The 13,865-nt window shown below is 59.7% G+C and carries 14 protein-coding genes and 1 pseudogene; 12 read left to right on the top strand and 3 right to left on the bottom strand.

Going from position 1 to position 13,865, the window contains the following annotated elements; translation table 11 throughout:
• The first annotated feature begins 5 nt into the window (after positions 1-5).
• The 4 genes from FCE95_RS04385 to FCE95_RS04370 all read left to right on the top strand — a co-directional run bounded on the left by FCE95_RS04385 (position 6) and on the right by FCE95_RS04370 (position 5,980).
• Entirely contained in the window at positions 6-2,270 is a 2,265-nt protein-coding gene (locus FCE95_RS04385) for a DEAD/DEAH box helicase (protein ID WP_223266773.1), read from the top strand.
• A 27-nt stretch (positions 2,271-2,297) separates the two neighbouring features.
• Complete coding sequence (locus FCE95_RS04380) at positions 2,298-3,269, top strand: hypothetical protein (RefSeq protein ID WP_137265744.1); 972 nt, start codon at positions 2,298-2,300, stop codon at positions 3,267-3,269.
• 230 nt (positions 3,270-3,499) lie between these two features.
• Positions 3,500-4,327, top strand: a complete 828-nt coding sequence (locus FCE95_RS04375; RefSeq protein ID WP_137265743.1) for a TIGR02391 family protein — start codon at positions 3,500-3,502, stop codon at positions 4,325-4,327.
• Positions 4,328-4,558: 231 nt separating this feature from the next.
• Positions 4,559-5,980 carry an SPFH domain-containing protein gene (locus FCE95_RS04370; RefSeq protein WP_223266772.1) on the top strand — a complete coding sequence of 474 codons (1,422 nt, stop codon included), beginning with the start codon at positions 4,559-4,561 and terminating at the stop codon, positions 5,978-5,980.
• A gap of 88 nt (positions 5,981-6,068) precedes the next feature.
• Here FCE95_RS04370 and FCE95_RS17200 read toward each other — a convergent pair.
• Both FCE95_RS17200 and FCE95_RS04360 read right to left on the bottom strand, forming a co-directional pair.
• Positions 6,069-6,262, bottom strand: a pseudogene (locus tag FCE95_RS17200) (hypothetical protein).
• A 5-nt stretch (positions 6,263-6,267) separates the two neighbouring features.
• Entirely contained in the window at positions 6,268-6,747 is a 480-nt protein-coding gene (locus FCE95_RS04360; protein ID WP_137265741.1) for a VOC family protein, read from the bottom strand.
• Positions 6,748-6,931: 184 nt separating this feature from the next.
• Between FCE95_RS04360 and FCE95_RS17035 the strand changes: the two genes are divergently transcribed.
• From FCE95_RS17035 to FCE95_RS17030, 7 genes are all read left to right on the top strand, one after another.
• Positions 6,932-7,300 (top strand): hypothetical protein, encoded by a 369-nt coding sequence (locus FCE95_RS17035; protein WP_189644637.1) that lies wholly within the window; start codon positions 6,932-6,934, stop codon positions 7,298-7,300.
• Between the two features lie 36 nt (positions 7,301-7,336).
• Positions 7,337-7,819 carry a hypothetical protein gene (locus FCE95_RS04350; RefSeq protein ID WP_425481281.1) on the top strand — a complete coding sequence of 161 codons (483 nt, stop codon included), beginning with the start codon at positions 7,337-7,339 and terminating at the stop codon, positions 7,817-7,819.
• A gap of 237 nt (positions 7,820-8,056) precedes the next feature.
• A complete protein-coding gene (locus tag FCE95_RS04345; RefSeq protein WP_137265740.1) occupies positions 8,057-8,677 on the top strand; it encodes a hypothetical protein in 621 nt (206 codons plus the stop codon).
• 159 nt (positions 8,678-8,836) lie between these two features.
• Entirely contained in the window at positions 8,837-9,082 is a 246-nt protein-coding gene (locus FCE95_RS04340; protein WP_137265739.1) for a hypothetical protein, read from the top strand.
• 141 nt (positions 9,083-9,223) lie between these two features.
• A complete protein-coding gene (locus FCE95_RS04335) occupies positions 9,224-10,144 on the top strand; it encodes a M14 family metallopeptidase (RefSeq protein WP_137265738.1) in 921 nt (306 codons plus the stop codon).
• Positions 10,145-10,327: 183 nt separating this feature from the next.
• Positions 10,328-11,728 (top strand): right-handed parallel beta-helix repeat-containing protein, encoded by a 1,401-nt coding sequence (locus tag FCE95_RS04330; protein ID WP_137265737.1) that lies wholly within the window; start codon positions 10,328-10,330, stop codon positions 11,726-11,728.
• Positions 11,716-12,411: a hypothetical protein gene (locus FCE95_RS17030; protein ID WP_189644636.1), complete on the top strand. Its 696-nt coding sequence runs from the start codon at positions 11,716-11,718 to the stop codon at positions 12,409-12,411. Before FCE95_RS04330 ends, FCE95_RS17030 begins: the two co-directional genes overlap by 13 nt.
• Positions 12,412-12,440: 29 nt before the next feature.
• On the opposite strand, the gene FCE95_RS04325 is transcribed toward FCE95_RS17030, so the two are convergent.
• Positions 12,441-13,208, bottom strand: a complete 768-nt coding sequence (locus tag FCE95_RS04325) for a DUF1028 domain-containing protein (RefSeq protein WP_137265736.1) — start codon at positions 13,206-13,208, stop codon at positions 12,441-12,443.
• 176 nt (positions 13,209-13,384) lie between these two features.
• Between FCE95_RS04325 and FCE95_RS04320 the strand changes: the two genes are divergently transcribed.
• Positions 13,385-13,861: a YciI family protein gene (locus tag FCE95_RS04320; protein WP_137265735.1), complete on the top strand. Its 477-nt coding sequence runs from the start codon at positions 13,385-13,387 to the stop codon at positions 13,859-13,861.
• The last annotated feature ends 4 nt before the right edge of the window (positions 13,862-13,865 follow it).

Here is a 13,865-nt window from a genome sequence, read left to right as displayed (position 1 = left end):
AAATTATGGCCGACAATATGCCGTCCACGACCTTGGCGGAATTGTTGGCGCGGCTTCATACGCATGGCCCAGATACGCAGCGGCTTCTGGAGACACTCAGCCTTTATAAGGTATTTCATAGTGAGGCCTTTGAGCAATTGGAGGAAAAAATCCTTGCTGCAATGGGGCTCTTTTACAAGGTCGCGTCGCCAAACAGTCTTTACGCATTTCTTATCCGCCAGATGGGTGAGGCGCACCGGTTAGAGAGTGGGGTCGTATTGACGCCAGTGCAGGCAAGCGTGCGGCGAGCTCTCGGCGAGAATCAATTTATTTCAATATCCGCCCCAACAAGCGCGGGGAAGTCCTATTCGATTCGCGACTTTATTGCCAGTGAGAATGGTGATGCCGTCGTAGTTGTGCCGTCTCGCGCGCTAATTGCCGAGTATTTGTCTGTCATGCGACTGGCATTTGCGAGCGACAAGAATGTGATGATTATGCCGTTTGTCGATCACGTTTTTACTCAGCGACCACTCCGAAGAATATTTGTTCTGACCCCGGAGCGGGCGCGAGATTTATTCGAAATGCGTGAGCAGCTTGCAGTGACGACGTTTTTCTTCGACGAAGCCCAAATATCAGAGGAGGCGGAACGGGGTGTGGTGTTCGACGTTCTGATTCGTCGCGTTAACGGCGCATTTCCTAATGCGAAGTTGGTTTTTGCGCATCCATTTGTCGATAACCCAGAAGCACAATTTTCGAAGCACCATCTGCCAGAAAACCGTGCTTTTGCAAGAACATATCCTTATGGCGCTGTCGGGAAAGTCTTCGTTTTTGGTCACTCGAACGGCAGTGATTATTACTTTTCGCCATATGAGGAGGGTGGCCATCTACTAAAAAACTGCCTTACGTTCGAGGGGGATTTTGCAGAATTTGCTTTAAGTTCGGGGCACTCAGTTCTCGTTTATGTAACAAAGAATTCGATCTATAACCAGTCCTTCTTGGAAGGGTTCAGTGAATTTATCAATCGATTTGATGAGGTCGCGCATCCAAAGGCAATCGAAATCGTTTCTGCCATAGAGCATCTCTTAGGTGCGGACCAGCGTGGGCATTATTCGAAAATGGTGGAGCTGCTTAGAAAGGGTGTTGTTATTCACCACGGCTCTGTTCCATTAGAAGTTCGTTTCCTAATCGAGGAATTTGTTCGCCAGGGGCATGCGCGAATCTGTTTTGCAACTAGTACATTAGTGCAAGGCGTCAACATGCCATTCGATGTGGTTTGGTTGGATACTTCGCGGTTATTAGGTAAGGATGATTCTGCAAAATCACTAGCGTTCAAGAATCTAATCGGCCGAGCAGGCCGGCTAACTGACGCTCAGAAATTTGATTTCGGTTATGTCTACACGAAGAATCCACAAATGCTTGCTGAAAGGTTGGAGCATAGCTTTGTTCTATCTGAAGCTTCCTTGATCGATGCTGATGAGCTTCCGGCTGACTTTGATATGAGTGAACTGCTTGAGGCGATCCGTGAAGGTACTTTCGACGAACAATTGCACATCCCGCAATCTAAAGCAGAGCGTCTCGAACGTCTAGAAGTACGCAGCGCGGCAAGCGCGGTACTCGATATTGTTTACGCAAATGGCTACGAATTATCGCGGTCTTTGAGGGGTGGTTCGAACCGGCGTGCTCGTTTGAAAGTCGAAGAGAATCTTCGGGTCATTTACGAAGCGTCGTTGGATAGGCACCTTAGGCCTGGCGAGCAGGCGATATTCCATACGGCAATAGGTCTAATGATCCAGACATTTCAAGGCCGATCGTTTAGTGAGATTGTTGGTCTTCGCTTCAGCCGAATTGCGCGTCGCGACCAGCGTCACGCCGGAGAAGCTATGTTCGCGCAGAAAGCTAATGCATTGCCAGACGCCAGTTTAGAAAATTTATTTCCGCTTTTTCCTAAGGGGACGCTCGCGAAAAACGTTAATTATGACGCGGTGGTCTTTGACACATATGATTACCTGGACCAGGTGATTTCGTTTGGATTGAACGACGTATTTACCGCGGCTTTCAAGATCTATTATGCATTTAGTAACGATATTAGAGCTTTAAAGTTAATCGAACTAATGCGGTTCGGTACAAACGATGCCATGCAGGTTTTATTAATGAGGTACGGGTTTCTGCCGGAAGACGTTGCAGAGCTCCTGCCATACATCCAAACAATCAGCGAAAAGGAAATTGTCTTTAAGCCGTCCGTCTCCGATGCCAGTCAACATATAAGAGATTTAACTGAGTGGTATCGCTAATGTGCTGGTCATGCAGGAGGAGCTGATATGAGAGGAGGTGCGCAAAGGTGGTTGTTAAATCGCTTGTTTGAGCTGGACCAGCCAGCGCCACATTTCGCATTTTACGGTACTGTGAATTGGATGAGAGCTCTCGCTCTGCTCGTTGACGATAAGAGCTTTGAGGCTGCGACATTGCATAGTTTCTACTCCAATGTTGCGCGGAGACCAGTAGATAGTGCTGCAGACACAGCCGTGTTCGAGAACGTTTTTCTTGCTTTTAATCATTTGGCGGGGCTCATAACAATAACCAACTCGGAGAATGGGTACGATGTGTGTCGGCCAGCAATTTCTACGTGGTACCACTGTATCCATTCCGCTGCCGCTGCTATGGTCGCAGCAGCGAGTGGCCGGCGCGTAGATGGGATAGAGGTGTTAGCTTATGCGTGGCAGGAAGATATTGTTGCGCACAATCTTATCTTTCCACCTTTTTCGCCGTTTATATCGACGCTTGTAAAAACCGACTCAGAGCAAGAGATCGAGCGGTATCGAAAAAATAATTTACATGATTTAAGTCGAACGCCATCTAGTGCGTCGGAGGCGTGGGGTGGGCTGGTTTCGTACTTGCACGGTACGGTTAAGTTCGAGCGGGAGCGTGCGGAACATACAGTGCGCGAAACACCTGAATTTCTTGCTTTAGGCGTTCATGATTTCAGAACTAGACGTGCGCGCGAACTTCGCGACCGCTATCTGGACACGCAGCAGGTGAATTTTTTGGTTGAGGCTGCAAGATATGTAGGTAAGGCAAGTTTTCGGGATTCTATTTTTCTATCGTACGGCGAGAGTCACCAGTCTGAGATCGATCAGTTTCTGATCGATCTAGGGGATGTCGCGACATCGTTTATATCGATGGCATGCTCATATTGTTCTAGGCGGACTGAGCAGGGTACATGGAGGGATTTTGTGGACGATGTCGAGACGAATTCTATGTTGTCGCTTGGGGTCGACGTCTTAAGAGTTTAGCTCGTAGGTTGGGGTGAAACCCCAACATCACCATCTGTCACGAGCTGCGCCATGTCCGGAGCCCTGCTTTCCTGTCGAGATCGTCGCTGATGTGAGCGTGCGACGTTGGGGTTTCACCCCGGCAGAACGGGGTCAGGGACCGTTATTAGTAATGGTCTCTGACCCCGTTTTTCACTAGCTGACATCGCTGTTAATGTGCGATAGATGTGGCCTTTTATGGGGCGCTGAAAATGACTGCTGAGAACGATCTGGCGGGAATCGAATATCACGGCCTTTCTGGTATTACTCAAGCATGTGTCATTGCGATCATCAGGCTTATTCAGTGCGACGCTTGGATTACTGGGGCTACTTTGTTGACCTGCGGGCATCAGCATTCTTTCCTGTTGCGGTTGGATGAGACCGACTACATAGCGATCAAGGACGGATTTACTTCTGGGTATTCTGGCGAGGGACCAAGGGGGCTCGCGGCTGCTCTTCTGGCTCTGCATGAATTCGGGGTCGCTGTAGAAGAGGTCGATGTTTCTAGAGGCATCCTTGACCGCCTTGGCAGGAGCGCCATGACTAATAAGGACATCCAGATCATCGAAGAGTCTAAAGCGATCAGGCCGACTCGATGGTACGACTATATATACGATGTGACAGACGCTATAGAGAAAAAATCGAGCGCTAACGAGTTCTTCCCGCCATTAATTCCATTCCGTCTTATTGACAGCAGAATTATGGATCTTGCGATTAGATTTCAGAAAGAGCCGGATGCTGCAATCATGACCGGATATCGTCGATTGGAACAAATTTTGGCTTCTAAGTGCGGACTTGTTGGAGCCGTTGGTTCGAAGCTATTTGCAAAGGCATTTCAAGTTGATGGTTCGCTGCTCTTTTGGGAGGGTGTCGATGAGGGTGAGGCGAAAGGTCGGGCTTCGCTTTTTATAGGTGCCTATTCCGCATTTAGAAATCGCAGGGCGCATGCGGAGCTATCGCATAGGTTGGAAGACGACATCAGGGAGTTCTTGTTGTTGAATCAGTTGTATGTATTGGAGGCGTCCTCTGCTGTTAGGTAAAGCCCGTAGGTTGGGTAAAACCCCAACATCACGCCCTTTCACCCGCTGCGAATGTTCCGGAGAAGCCGTCTCAGAACTCGTAGGTCGAACTTGCGACACGGCATCGGCGGAATCGCCTGCGGCGGTTCCGCCCTACGGTTAGGCGCCCGCCGCCCGATTGCTCCCGGCCGGGAGTGCCCCCCTATACTGCGCCTCCTTGCCCAACCCAACCGGACCCGTCCCATGCTCGGCATGTCCCTGATCCTGGTCGCCATCGTCGCCGCGGCCGCCATCGTCGGCGCCATTATGTTCTTCTGGGCCCTGGCCCTGCGCCGGGTCGTGCCGGTCAACGAAGTCCATATCGTCCAGACCCGCAAGAACACCGTGTCCTACGGCAAGGGCTTCGACAGCAACACCTACTACGAATGGCCGTCGCGCTTCCCGCTGATCGGCCTGACCCGCGTCACCTTGCCCGTGTCGAACTTCGCCATCGACCTGCCGGACTACGCCGCCTACGACAAGGAACGCGTCCCGTTCCTGGTCCACGTGATGGCCTTCTTCCGCATCAGCGATTCCAACACCGCCGCGCAGCGCGTGGCCTCGTTCGACGAGTTGAAGGAACAGTTGACCGCCATCGTTCAGGGCGCCGTGCGCACCGTGCTGGCCGGGCACGAGATCGACCAGATCATGCTCGACCGCAGCCGCTTCGGCGAGGCCTTCACCAAGGAAGTGCAGCCGCAGCTGAGCGGGTGGGGCGTGGAGGCGATCAAGAACATCGAGTTGATGGATATCCGCGACGCGAAGGAAAGCGACGTGATCCAGAACATCATGGCCAAGCGCACGTCGGGCATAGAGCGCGAATCGCGCCTGGTGGTGGCCGACAACACCCGCCAGGCCGAAATGGCCGAGATCGCCGCCAAGCGCGAAATCGAAATGTCGCGCCAGCTGGCCGCCGAGCAGGTGGGCCTGCGTACCGCCGAGAAGGACAAGAACGTCGGCGTGGCCAACGAACAAGCCGCGCAGCAAGTGAAGGTGCAGCAGCGCGAAACCGCGGCCAAGGACATGGACGTGCTGCAGGTGAAAACCGTGCGCGGCGCGGAGATCAACCGCGAGGCCGCCGTCATCGCCGCGGCGCAGGCCAAGGACGTCGCCATCGTGCAGGCCGAGGCGAACCGGCAGGTCGCGGTGGTGTCGGCCGAGGCCAACAAGCAGGTGTCGATCGTGTCGGCCGAAGGCGACAAGCAGCAGACCGTGCTCACCGCCGAAGGCAAACTGGAAGCCGCCAAGCGCAACGCCGAAGGCATCGCCGCCGAAGGCAACGCGAAGGGCCAGGCCGAAACCGCGATCCTGATGGCGCCGGTGGATGCGCAGATCAAACTAGCCGAGAAGATCGGCAGCGATCAGGGGTACCAGAATTACTTGCTCGGCATCCGCAACATCGAAGCCGCGCAGGCCGTCGGCATGGCCCAGGCGGAAGCGCTGAAGTCCGCCGACGTCAAAGTGATTTCCAACGCCGGCACGCCGGGTAAAGGCATTTCCAGCGTGATGGATTTGTTCTCCGCCGACGGCGGCACCGCGATCGCCAGCATGCTCGAAGGCTTGGCGCAGTCGCCGGAAGGCAAGAAGCTGCTGCGCAAGTTCGTCGACAAATCGGAAGAAACTGCGCCGGAGTGAGCGTCGAGCGGAATCCGCCAAGCGGATTCCGCCGTGTGAATTGAGTTTTCCGGCCGCCATCGGCGGAATCGCCTGCGGCGGTTCCGCCCTACGGCTTCGCCGGGCCTGGCTTGCCGGGTTTGCGTTTGGCCACGGCCATGTTGTCGATAAGGTTCGGATAGCGCCGCCCGGCCGCTTCGGCGCGCGCTTGGCCTCTTGCTTCTGCGCGGGCGTCAGCGGCGTGCGCGCCGATTTCTTCAGCGGATTGGGTTTCTTCCAGGGCGGCGTCTTGGGCGCGGCCATCGGCGTCAGCCCCGCTGCGCGGCTTCGAGCGTGGCGATATCGATCTTCTGCATCTTCATCATCGCATCGAACACGCGCTTGGCCCGCTTGCGGTCCGGGTCGGCCATCGATTCGATCAGCAAGCGCGGGGTGATCTGCCAGGACACGCCCCACTTGTCCTTGCACCAGCCACAGTCGCTTTCCTTGCCGCCGTTGCCGACGATGGCGTTCCACAGGCGGTCGGTTTCGGCCTGGTCTTCGGTGGCCACCTGGAACGAGAACGCCTCGGTTTGCTTGAACGCCGTTCCGCCGTTCAGGCCGATGCAGGGAATGCCCATTACGGTGAAATCGACGGTGAGGACGTCGCCTTCCTTGCCGTCGGGGTAGTCGCCGGGCGCGTGGTGGACGGCGTTGACGGCGCTGTCGGGGAAGGTTTTGGCGTAGAACGTCGCGGCGTCGAGCGCGTCGTTGTTGTACCACAGGCAAACCGTGTTCTTGCTGATCATGCGTTCTCTCCGTAACTAGGCGGATCGGTAGGGCGGTGGGCTCATGTCGTCGCGAATGTATAGGGCCGGCAGTAACGGCGCGTTAGGGCGGGGTGAAACCGACGGTTCCATACCGCTCAATGGTTTTGCACACTATATTTATAGGGCCAATTAGACTCGGCCAGCCGCCCCTATCGGAGTTCGCATGTCCCAGCGTTTGCGCGCGGCCTTCGTCGCCGCGTTCTGTATCGGATCGATTGGCTGCGCCGCCACCGGCGGGGCTTCGCTCCAGGCGGGCAGCCAAATCGCGATCGAAGGCGCCATCGCCTCCATCGACACCGCGCCCTGGGCCTACGACGGCAATGCCGTCGTGCAGGTCGACACGTCCGATCGCGGCCGCGTGGCGGTGCAACTGCCGGCGCGCTGGAACCTGTGCAAAGCGCCGCCCGTGAATATGGAAGCGTTGGCCGTGGGCATGCGGGTTCGCGCGGTCGGCGCCGCGGGCGCCGAAGGCGAGGTGATGGTATGCCAAGACGAATCCCATCGCCTGGCGCCGGCGGATAGCGGCCGCTAAGCTGCATCGCACAAGCCATCGCTCGAGGAGGTCGTCGTGAAAGCGCCGTTCGCTATTTTGCTGGCCCTGGCAGTGCTGAGCGGCTCGCCGTCGCCTGCGAAATCTGTCAAGCCGTCGCCCTTGGTCGGCGCCTGGGCCGTGGACGTGTCGCGCTTGCCGATGCCGCCCGAAGCCCGGCCCAAGAGCGTCACTATCACGTTCGGTTACGCGAGCGCGGACAAGTGGTCGACCCAAGTCGAGATCGTCGACGCCAAGGGCGGCAAGACCCACGCGGAAGGCGTCGTTCCGCTCGACGGCACGCCGACGCCGGTCGAAGGCAATCTGGAAGCCGACCTCTCCGCCGTGAAGATGCCCACGCCGGACGTGTTGGTCATGCAGCTCGCCAAAGGCGGCGTTCCCGCGTCGACGCGCATCTATGCCGTCTCCGGCAGCGGCAAGACGATGGTCGAAACCGTCGCCTATTTCGGGCAGGACGGCAAACCGGTGATGCGCACGAACTATTTCACGCGCATCCGCTGACCCGCAAAAAACAAGCGAACGTAGGGCGGGCTTCAGCCCGCCGAATGCATGGCCCTGCGGACTTGTCGCATCCTTCGTGACGCTACTCGCAAAGACCGGTAAACGGCGGGCTGAAGCCCGCCCTACAAACCTGTGGCGATACGTCGAACGGCGATATGGTTTACATGACCGACGCCACATGGCCGTCCGACGGCGCGCGTTTATGGTCTGGCCGTACATCACGCAAGAGGCCCGGCCATGTTCGCTACGAAATGGAAGTCGCTGGCGGGAGCCGCGCTGATCGCATTCCTCCCGCTCTCGGCGCTCGCCGTCGAACCGCGGCTGGAGACGAAAGGGCATGAAGTGCGTTCGTTCGAGCCGCCTGCCGTCGTCTCCGTACCCAAAGACGCGCTCTATCTCGGCAACAAGCGCTGGGTGCTGTACGGCTACGCCGATTGCGATCTGCACCTGTTCGCCGAAAGGGACGCCGACGGTGTCGTGACCCGGCTGTATTGGGTGCAGTCGGAAGGTTACATCGACAGCCGGCCGGAGCTGAGCCATGCCGGCGGTTACGACAAGTCGCGCAAGATGGAACTCGGCGGCCTGGACATCCATCTGGACACCTGGACCCGCAACCGCAAGGACGCGGCGCCTGCGGACTCCGATCTCGAACAGGTCGAGCGGCTCATCGCCGAGAACAAGTTGACCTTGCCTGCGGACATGGCATTCGTACGCTGGGTCCACTTGCCGGACAAAGCGCAGCGCAAGGAGCTCATGGTCATCTACGCCGAACGCGTGGCGGCTCCCGAAGATTCTTCCGCTCAAGAAGAAAAAGCCTTGGCCAACGCGAAAACGCGGATTCATATCCTTAAGAAATAAGCGCGCGCCCGATGTAACGCGATGTAATCCGCGCTGGCCCGAAGCTAAGCGTGCTCGCGACGGCCGCCGATCACAGTTTCACGCGCCGCTTACCCGATTTTCACGGTCGCCTCCCCATCGCATGGTCGAATGAATCGTTCGACCCCATCGGAGAGGATCATGAAAAAGCAGTTCGCCGTAGCGCTAGCGCTCCTGTTGCCCATCGGCTCGGCCCTGGCGGCCGTGGTGTACGTCAGCGGCAGCGCGACGAGTTACGACCCCGGCATCGCCCTGGAGAACGCCCGCGCCGACGCCGTCGCCAAATGCCAGGCGCAAGCGGGAACGCCGATCGAAGAGGTGTACAACCACGTCAGCCGGAACAATTACTGGTCCGCGTCTTCGATCTGGACTTGCGAAGTGCCCTGAAGATCGAAGCCGATTCTCCTGTCGGCAAAGGCGCCCGAATGGGCGCCTTTTGTTTTAACCCCTCTCCCGCAAGCGGGAGAGGGGTCGCCGCCGCGGCCGCGATGTTAAAGTGCGGCTTTCCAACGAAGTCGAAGCGGCAAGATGACGAATCCAGCGTTTTATCCCATCGGCACTCCGGGGCAGGCTTGGAACGCCGCCGACAAGGCCGAATGGCTCGCCCGGCAAAAGCGCCAACGCAGCTACGCCTCCGACGTGCTCGCCGCCGTCGACGGCTTGCGCTCGCGTTTCGACGTCGCCGAATACGGCCGCTTGGAATACGCCTCGGGCTCTTTTCCGCTGTTCGCGATCAAAAGCCGCGACTGGAACGACACGCTTCCGACCATGCTGGTCACCGGCGGCGTGCACGGGTACGAAACCAGCGGCGTGCATGGCGCCTTGCGGTTCGTCGACCGGCACGCGTCCGATTATGTTGGGCGCGCGAACCTGCTGATCGCGCCCTGCGTCAGCCCCTGGGCGTACGAGCACATCCTGCGCTGGAATCCGGACGCCATCGACCCGAACCGCTCGTTCCGCGAAAACAGCCCGGCGCAGGAATCCGCCGCGCTGATGCGCCTGGTCGCGCCGCTGCGCGATCGCATCGCGATGCACATCGATCTGCACGAAACCACCGACACCGACGAATCCGAATTCCGGCCGGCGCTGGCTGCCCGCGACGGCAAGCCGTTCGAGCCCGGCGTCATTCCCGACGGTTTCTATCTGGTCGGCGATACGGAAAACCCGCAGCCGGAATTCCAGCGGGCGATCATCGCCGCGGTAGAGCAGGTCACGCATATTGCGCCGGCCGACGCCAAGGGCGAGATCATCGGTTCGCCTGTCGTGGCGCCCGGCATCATCAACTATCCGCTGGAGCAGCTCGGCCTGTGCCCCAGCATCACGAATGCGCCGTACAAGACGACGACCGAGGTCTATCCGGACAGTCCGCGTGCCACGCCCGAGCAATGCAACGCGGCGCAGGTGGCGGCGGTGCGGGCGGCGATCGATTTCGTGCTTGAGGACCGTTAGAACCAATTTAGTTTTTCTGCGATCGCGACGATGCATCGGTTGAGCGATTGGCTCTTCCCACGCGTGATTTTTATCGGATCGTGATCGGATCGCCGTTTTTTTATGGCGGCGTTGGTGCAGAGTGCCCGGGCCAAGGAGGGGCCCGAAACCGCGGTCCCGATGTTCGACTAAAGGGGATCCGGAGTGATCGATTATCAGCGCCTGCCGCTTTCGCGTATCGCCAAAGCGGCCAAGATCTTGGGTGTTTCGTTCTTCGTTTTAGTTGCGGGGATAGTCTCGCCCAGCGCCGCGCCGCGCCAGGGCGCGGTGCGGTCGACAGAAGCCGTCCTGCAGTGGCCGTCCGAACCGCCGGCGCGGATCTGCGGAAACGCCGCCTTGCTCAGCGGGCCCGAAACGCCGCCCGAAGGCGCGGTGATCGTGCCCGCCGGCAGTAACGCCGGGTTCGACTTCAATCGTCCCGGAGCCACGTTTTGGTTCGCGCCGGGCACGCACACGCTGGGCGAGGACGTCTACGGCCAGATCATCGCCCGCGACAATGCCATCTATGTCGGCGCGCCGGGCGCGGTGATCGACGGGCGCAACCTGAATCTCTACGCTTTCACCGGCACGGCGACCAACGTCACGATCCGCTACCTGACGATCCGCAATTTCGGCCGCGGCCTGGACAACAACAACGAGGGCGTGGTCAACCACGACGCCGGCGACGGCTGGCTCATGGAGTACAACACGGTCTCCGACAACGACGGCGCCGGCGTCTTCCTGGGCAGCGGCAACGTGGTGCGCTACAACTGCCTGAAGGACAACGGCCAATACGGCTTCAGCATGTTCAAGATGCCGGTGGAGGGCGATTCGGCGATCAAGAACATCGTGCTGGACCGCAACGAGATCGCCGGCAACAACACGGACGACTGGGAAACCCGCGAGCCGGGCTGCGGCTGCACCGGCGGCGGCAAGTTCTGGGACGTGCAGGGCGCGAAGGTCACTAACAACTGGGTGCACGACAACAAGAGCGTCGGCTTGTGGGCCGACACCAACAACATCGATTTCTTGTTCGAAGGCAACTACATCGCCGACAACGACGACGAAGGCATCTGGTACGAGATCAGCTACAACGCCACCATCCGCGGCAACACGCTGATCAACAACGCCTGGGTGAAGGGCCAACGCAACCAGGGATCGCGGCGCCGGCGATCTACCTGTCCGAATCGGGCGGCGATGCGCGTTTGGCGAGCGCCGTTTCCGGCGCCGCCAAAATCCGCATTTACGACAATTATTTCGAGAACAATTTCTCCGGCGTGTCGATCTACGAGAACGCTAACCGCTTCTGCAACTCCAACGGCAACACCAGCAAGGGCTATTGCACGCCATTCGTGCATCCCACCCTTATCCCCGGGCCGCACGATTACGATTACGTCGATCCGATCAACGCCAGCCATCCCTGCTACACGCAGGTCTCCAGCGAGCCGTACCGTACCGATTGCCGCTGGCATTCGCGCAACATCGAGGTCACCGCGAACGAATTCTATTTCGATCCGGATGTCGTTCCCTGCGCCGGCGCCGACTACTGCGGTGTGCAGGCGCTGATCGCCACCGGCGCCGACAATTTACCCTGGTCGCCGTACACGGTTGCGGGCATCCAGGACGAAGTCATGTTCGATGCCGGAAACAAGTTCTCCGGCAACCACTATTACGGCCCATGGAAGTTCGCCAAACGCTGGGGCGAACGCATCGGTTTCGCCGCTTGGCAGGCCGCGCCCTATCTGCAGGATATGGGCAGCACCAGCGATCAAGGGGGAAGCGATCCCGGCCCGACCGGCAATCTGGTCGACGCGGACACGGCCACGCTCGAGAACGGCATCGGCCTATGGAATCCCTGGTACGGCGTAGCGGTCTCGCGCAGCGCGGAACAGGCGCACGGCGGCAGCCGCAGCTTGCGCATGGACCTGGAGGGCGGCAACTGGGGCGTGGAAGTGGCCAACTATCCCGGCTATATCGCATCGCCCGGTCCCAAGGCGGTCAACGTATGGGCGCGGGCGGGCGTAGGGTTGCCCAACAATCCGCGCTTGGTGCTGGAATGGCGCGACGACAGCGGTGGCGTTTTGCAGACCGATGTAGTGCCGTTGCCTGTGTCGGGCGCCGTTTGGCAGCAGGCGACCGCGTCGGTGACGGCGCCGGCGGGCACGGGCACGGTGCTGGTGACGATGGTCGGATCCGGCAGCGCGGGCGTGTCGTTCTATCTGGACGATTTGAGCATCGAAACCCCCTAGACCGTAAGGCGAACGCTTTCGGCGGGAATTCACGGCACCACGAAAGTCCGCGTACTCCCGATCATGGTCCCGGTGCGCAACCAGGTTTGGAACAAAGTCCGCAAACGCGCCACGCCGCTCTCGGCGCCCGGCGCGATGCCGTTGATCGCCAATTCCACCCAAGGCGCATCCTGTCCATCGGTTTTGCGATAGAGGCCGATGAAGGCCGTGTTGCTATCGGCCTTGCCGCAACGCCGGTCGCCGCCGGCGGCCGCACCGGCTTCCATCGCGCGCATCACGGCGCGGGCCATGGCCAGGTCGTCCGGCCACTCGGCCCGGCCCAAGGCGGCCGCCGTCTTCGCGACCACCGCATCGGACGCCATGGTGTTGGCCTGCACGCTGAAGCGATCGCCGACGACGCTGCCTTTCGCGCCGGGCGCGGCCGCGCCGGTGTAAGTGAGCGGGCGCGCGCCGGCGGCGAGAGAGAGCAGGGCGTATTGCTGGCGTTCCGGGGCGTAGCCGGAGGCGGGGTCCGAGATCTTGGCGAGGATGGCGTCCAAAGGCGTGCCGTCCCGCAGCATTTCGACGGCCGCTTCCCGCGCGTCGTTATTGCTCGCGGCCTGCACGATCGCCGCGCCCTTGCCCGGCAGCACGGTTTGGATCCCGTAAACCCCGCCCGAGCAGGAAGCCGCGGCGACGGCGATGGTGCCGGTGCGCGGATTGGCGGCGACGATCGACCAGGTGGCGTGCGCGTCCGATATGGCGCAAGCGGCGAGCAGGCCGATCGCGAGGCGGCAGGCGGCGAGGGGTCCGGTCATCGACGTTTCCTTGGGGAAGAATCTTGGATGTGCGGAGGGCTACGATAGTTGAAAAGCGTTCCGGCGGAGATTCCGTTTTCGCACTGACGTGCATGCAAGCCGATGACGGGCGCACCGCTTGAAAGCCGCCACCGAAAGCGGATGATGCGGTTCCGACCGACGTTTCGGAGCCTCCCATGAAAGGCCTGGTCTTCGCCGCCCTGCTGTCCGCTCTGGTTCTGTTTCCGCAAACGGCGCCGGCGCAGGGCGCGCCGGCCAAACCTCCCTACGACGCGGCACTGGCCAAGCGCCTGGGCGCCGACAAGAACGGGATGCGCCAATACGTGCTGGTGATCCTGAAGACCGGGCCCAAGCGCGTGCCGGACGGGCCCGAGCGCAAGGCGATGTTCGCCGGGCATTTCGCGAACATGGAGCGGCTGGCGAAAGAGGGCAAACTGGCCGTGGCCGGCCCGTTCGGCGAAGACCCGGACGGCTGGCGCGGCTTGTTCGTGTTCGCGGTGTCCGACATCGAGGAAGCCAAGCGCTTGACCGCGACCGATCCGGCGATCGTCGAAGGCGAGATGGTGGCCGAATACCACCGCTGGTACGGCTCGGCCGCGGTGATGGTCGTTCCGGAAACCCACGATAGATTGGCGCCCGCTTCCGAGGACTGAAAAT

The organism is Luteimonas gilva (assembly GCF_005239095.1).
Lineage (GTDB): Bacteria > Pseudomonadota > Gammaproteobacteria > Xanthomonadales > Xanthomonadaceae > Luteimonas_C > Luteimonas_C gilva.
Note: the sequence above shows the minus strand (reverse complement) of the source record. Positions and strands in the feature narration are given on the sequence as shown.

Bases quoted from the DNA above. Each gene is read 5' to 3' on its own strand.
- FCE95_RS04385 (WP_223266773.1), top strand. From the start codon at position 6: ATGGCCGACAATATGCCGTCCACGACCTTGGCGGAATTGTTGGCGCGG.
- FCE95_RS04380 (WP_137265744.1), top strand. From the start codon at position 2,298: ATGAGAGGAGGTGCGCAAAGGTGGTTGTTAAATCGCTTGTTTGAGCTG.
- FCE95_RS04375 (WP_137265743.1), top strand. From the start codon at position 3,500: ATGACTGCTGAGAACGATCTGGCGGGAATCGAATATCACGGCCTTTCT.
- FCE95_RS04370 (WP_223266772.1), top strand. From the start codon at position 4,559: ATGTCCCTGATCCTGGTCGCCATCGTCGCCGCGGCCGCCATCGTCGGC.
- FCE95_RS04360 (WP_137265741.1), bottom strand. From the start codon at position 6,747: ATGATCAGCAAGAACACGGTTTGCCTGTGGTACAACAACGACGCGCTC.
- FCE95_RS17035 (WP_189644637.1), top strand. From the start codon at position 6,932: ATGTCCCAGCGTTTGCGCGCGGCCTTCGTCGCCGCGTTCTGTATCGGA.
- FCE95_RS04345 (WP_137265740.1), top strand. From the start codon at position 8,057: ATGTTCGCTACGAAATGGAAGTCGCTGGCGGGAGCCGCGCTGATCGCA.
- FCE95_RS04340 (WP_137265739.1), top strand. From the start codon at position 8,837: ATGAAAAAGCAGTTCGCCGTAGCGCTAGCGCTCCTGTTGCCCATCGGC.
- FCE95_RS04335 (WP_137265738.1), top strand. From the start codon at position 9,224: ATGACGAATCCAGCGTTTTATCCCATCGGCACTCCGGGGCAGGCTTGG.
- FCE95_RS04325 (WP_137265736.1), bottom strand. From the start codon at position 13,208: ATGACCGGACCCCTCGCCGCCTGCCGCCTCGCGATCGGCCTGCTCGCC.
- FCE95_RS04320 (WP_137265735.1), top strand. From the start codon at position 13,385: ATGAAAGGCCTGGTCTTCGCCGCCCTGCTGTCCGCTCTGGTTCTGTTT.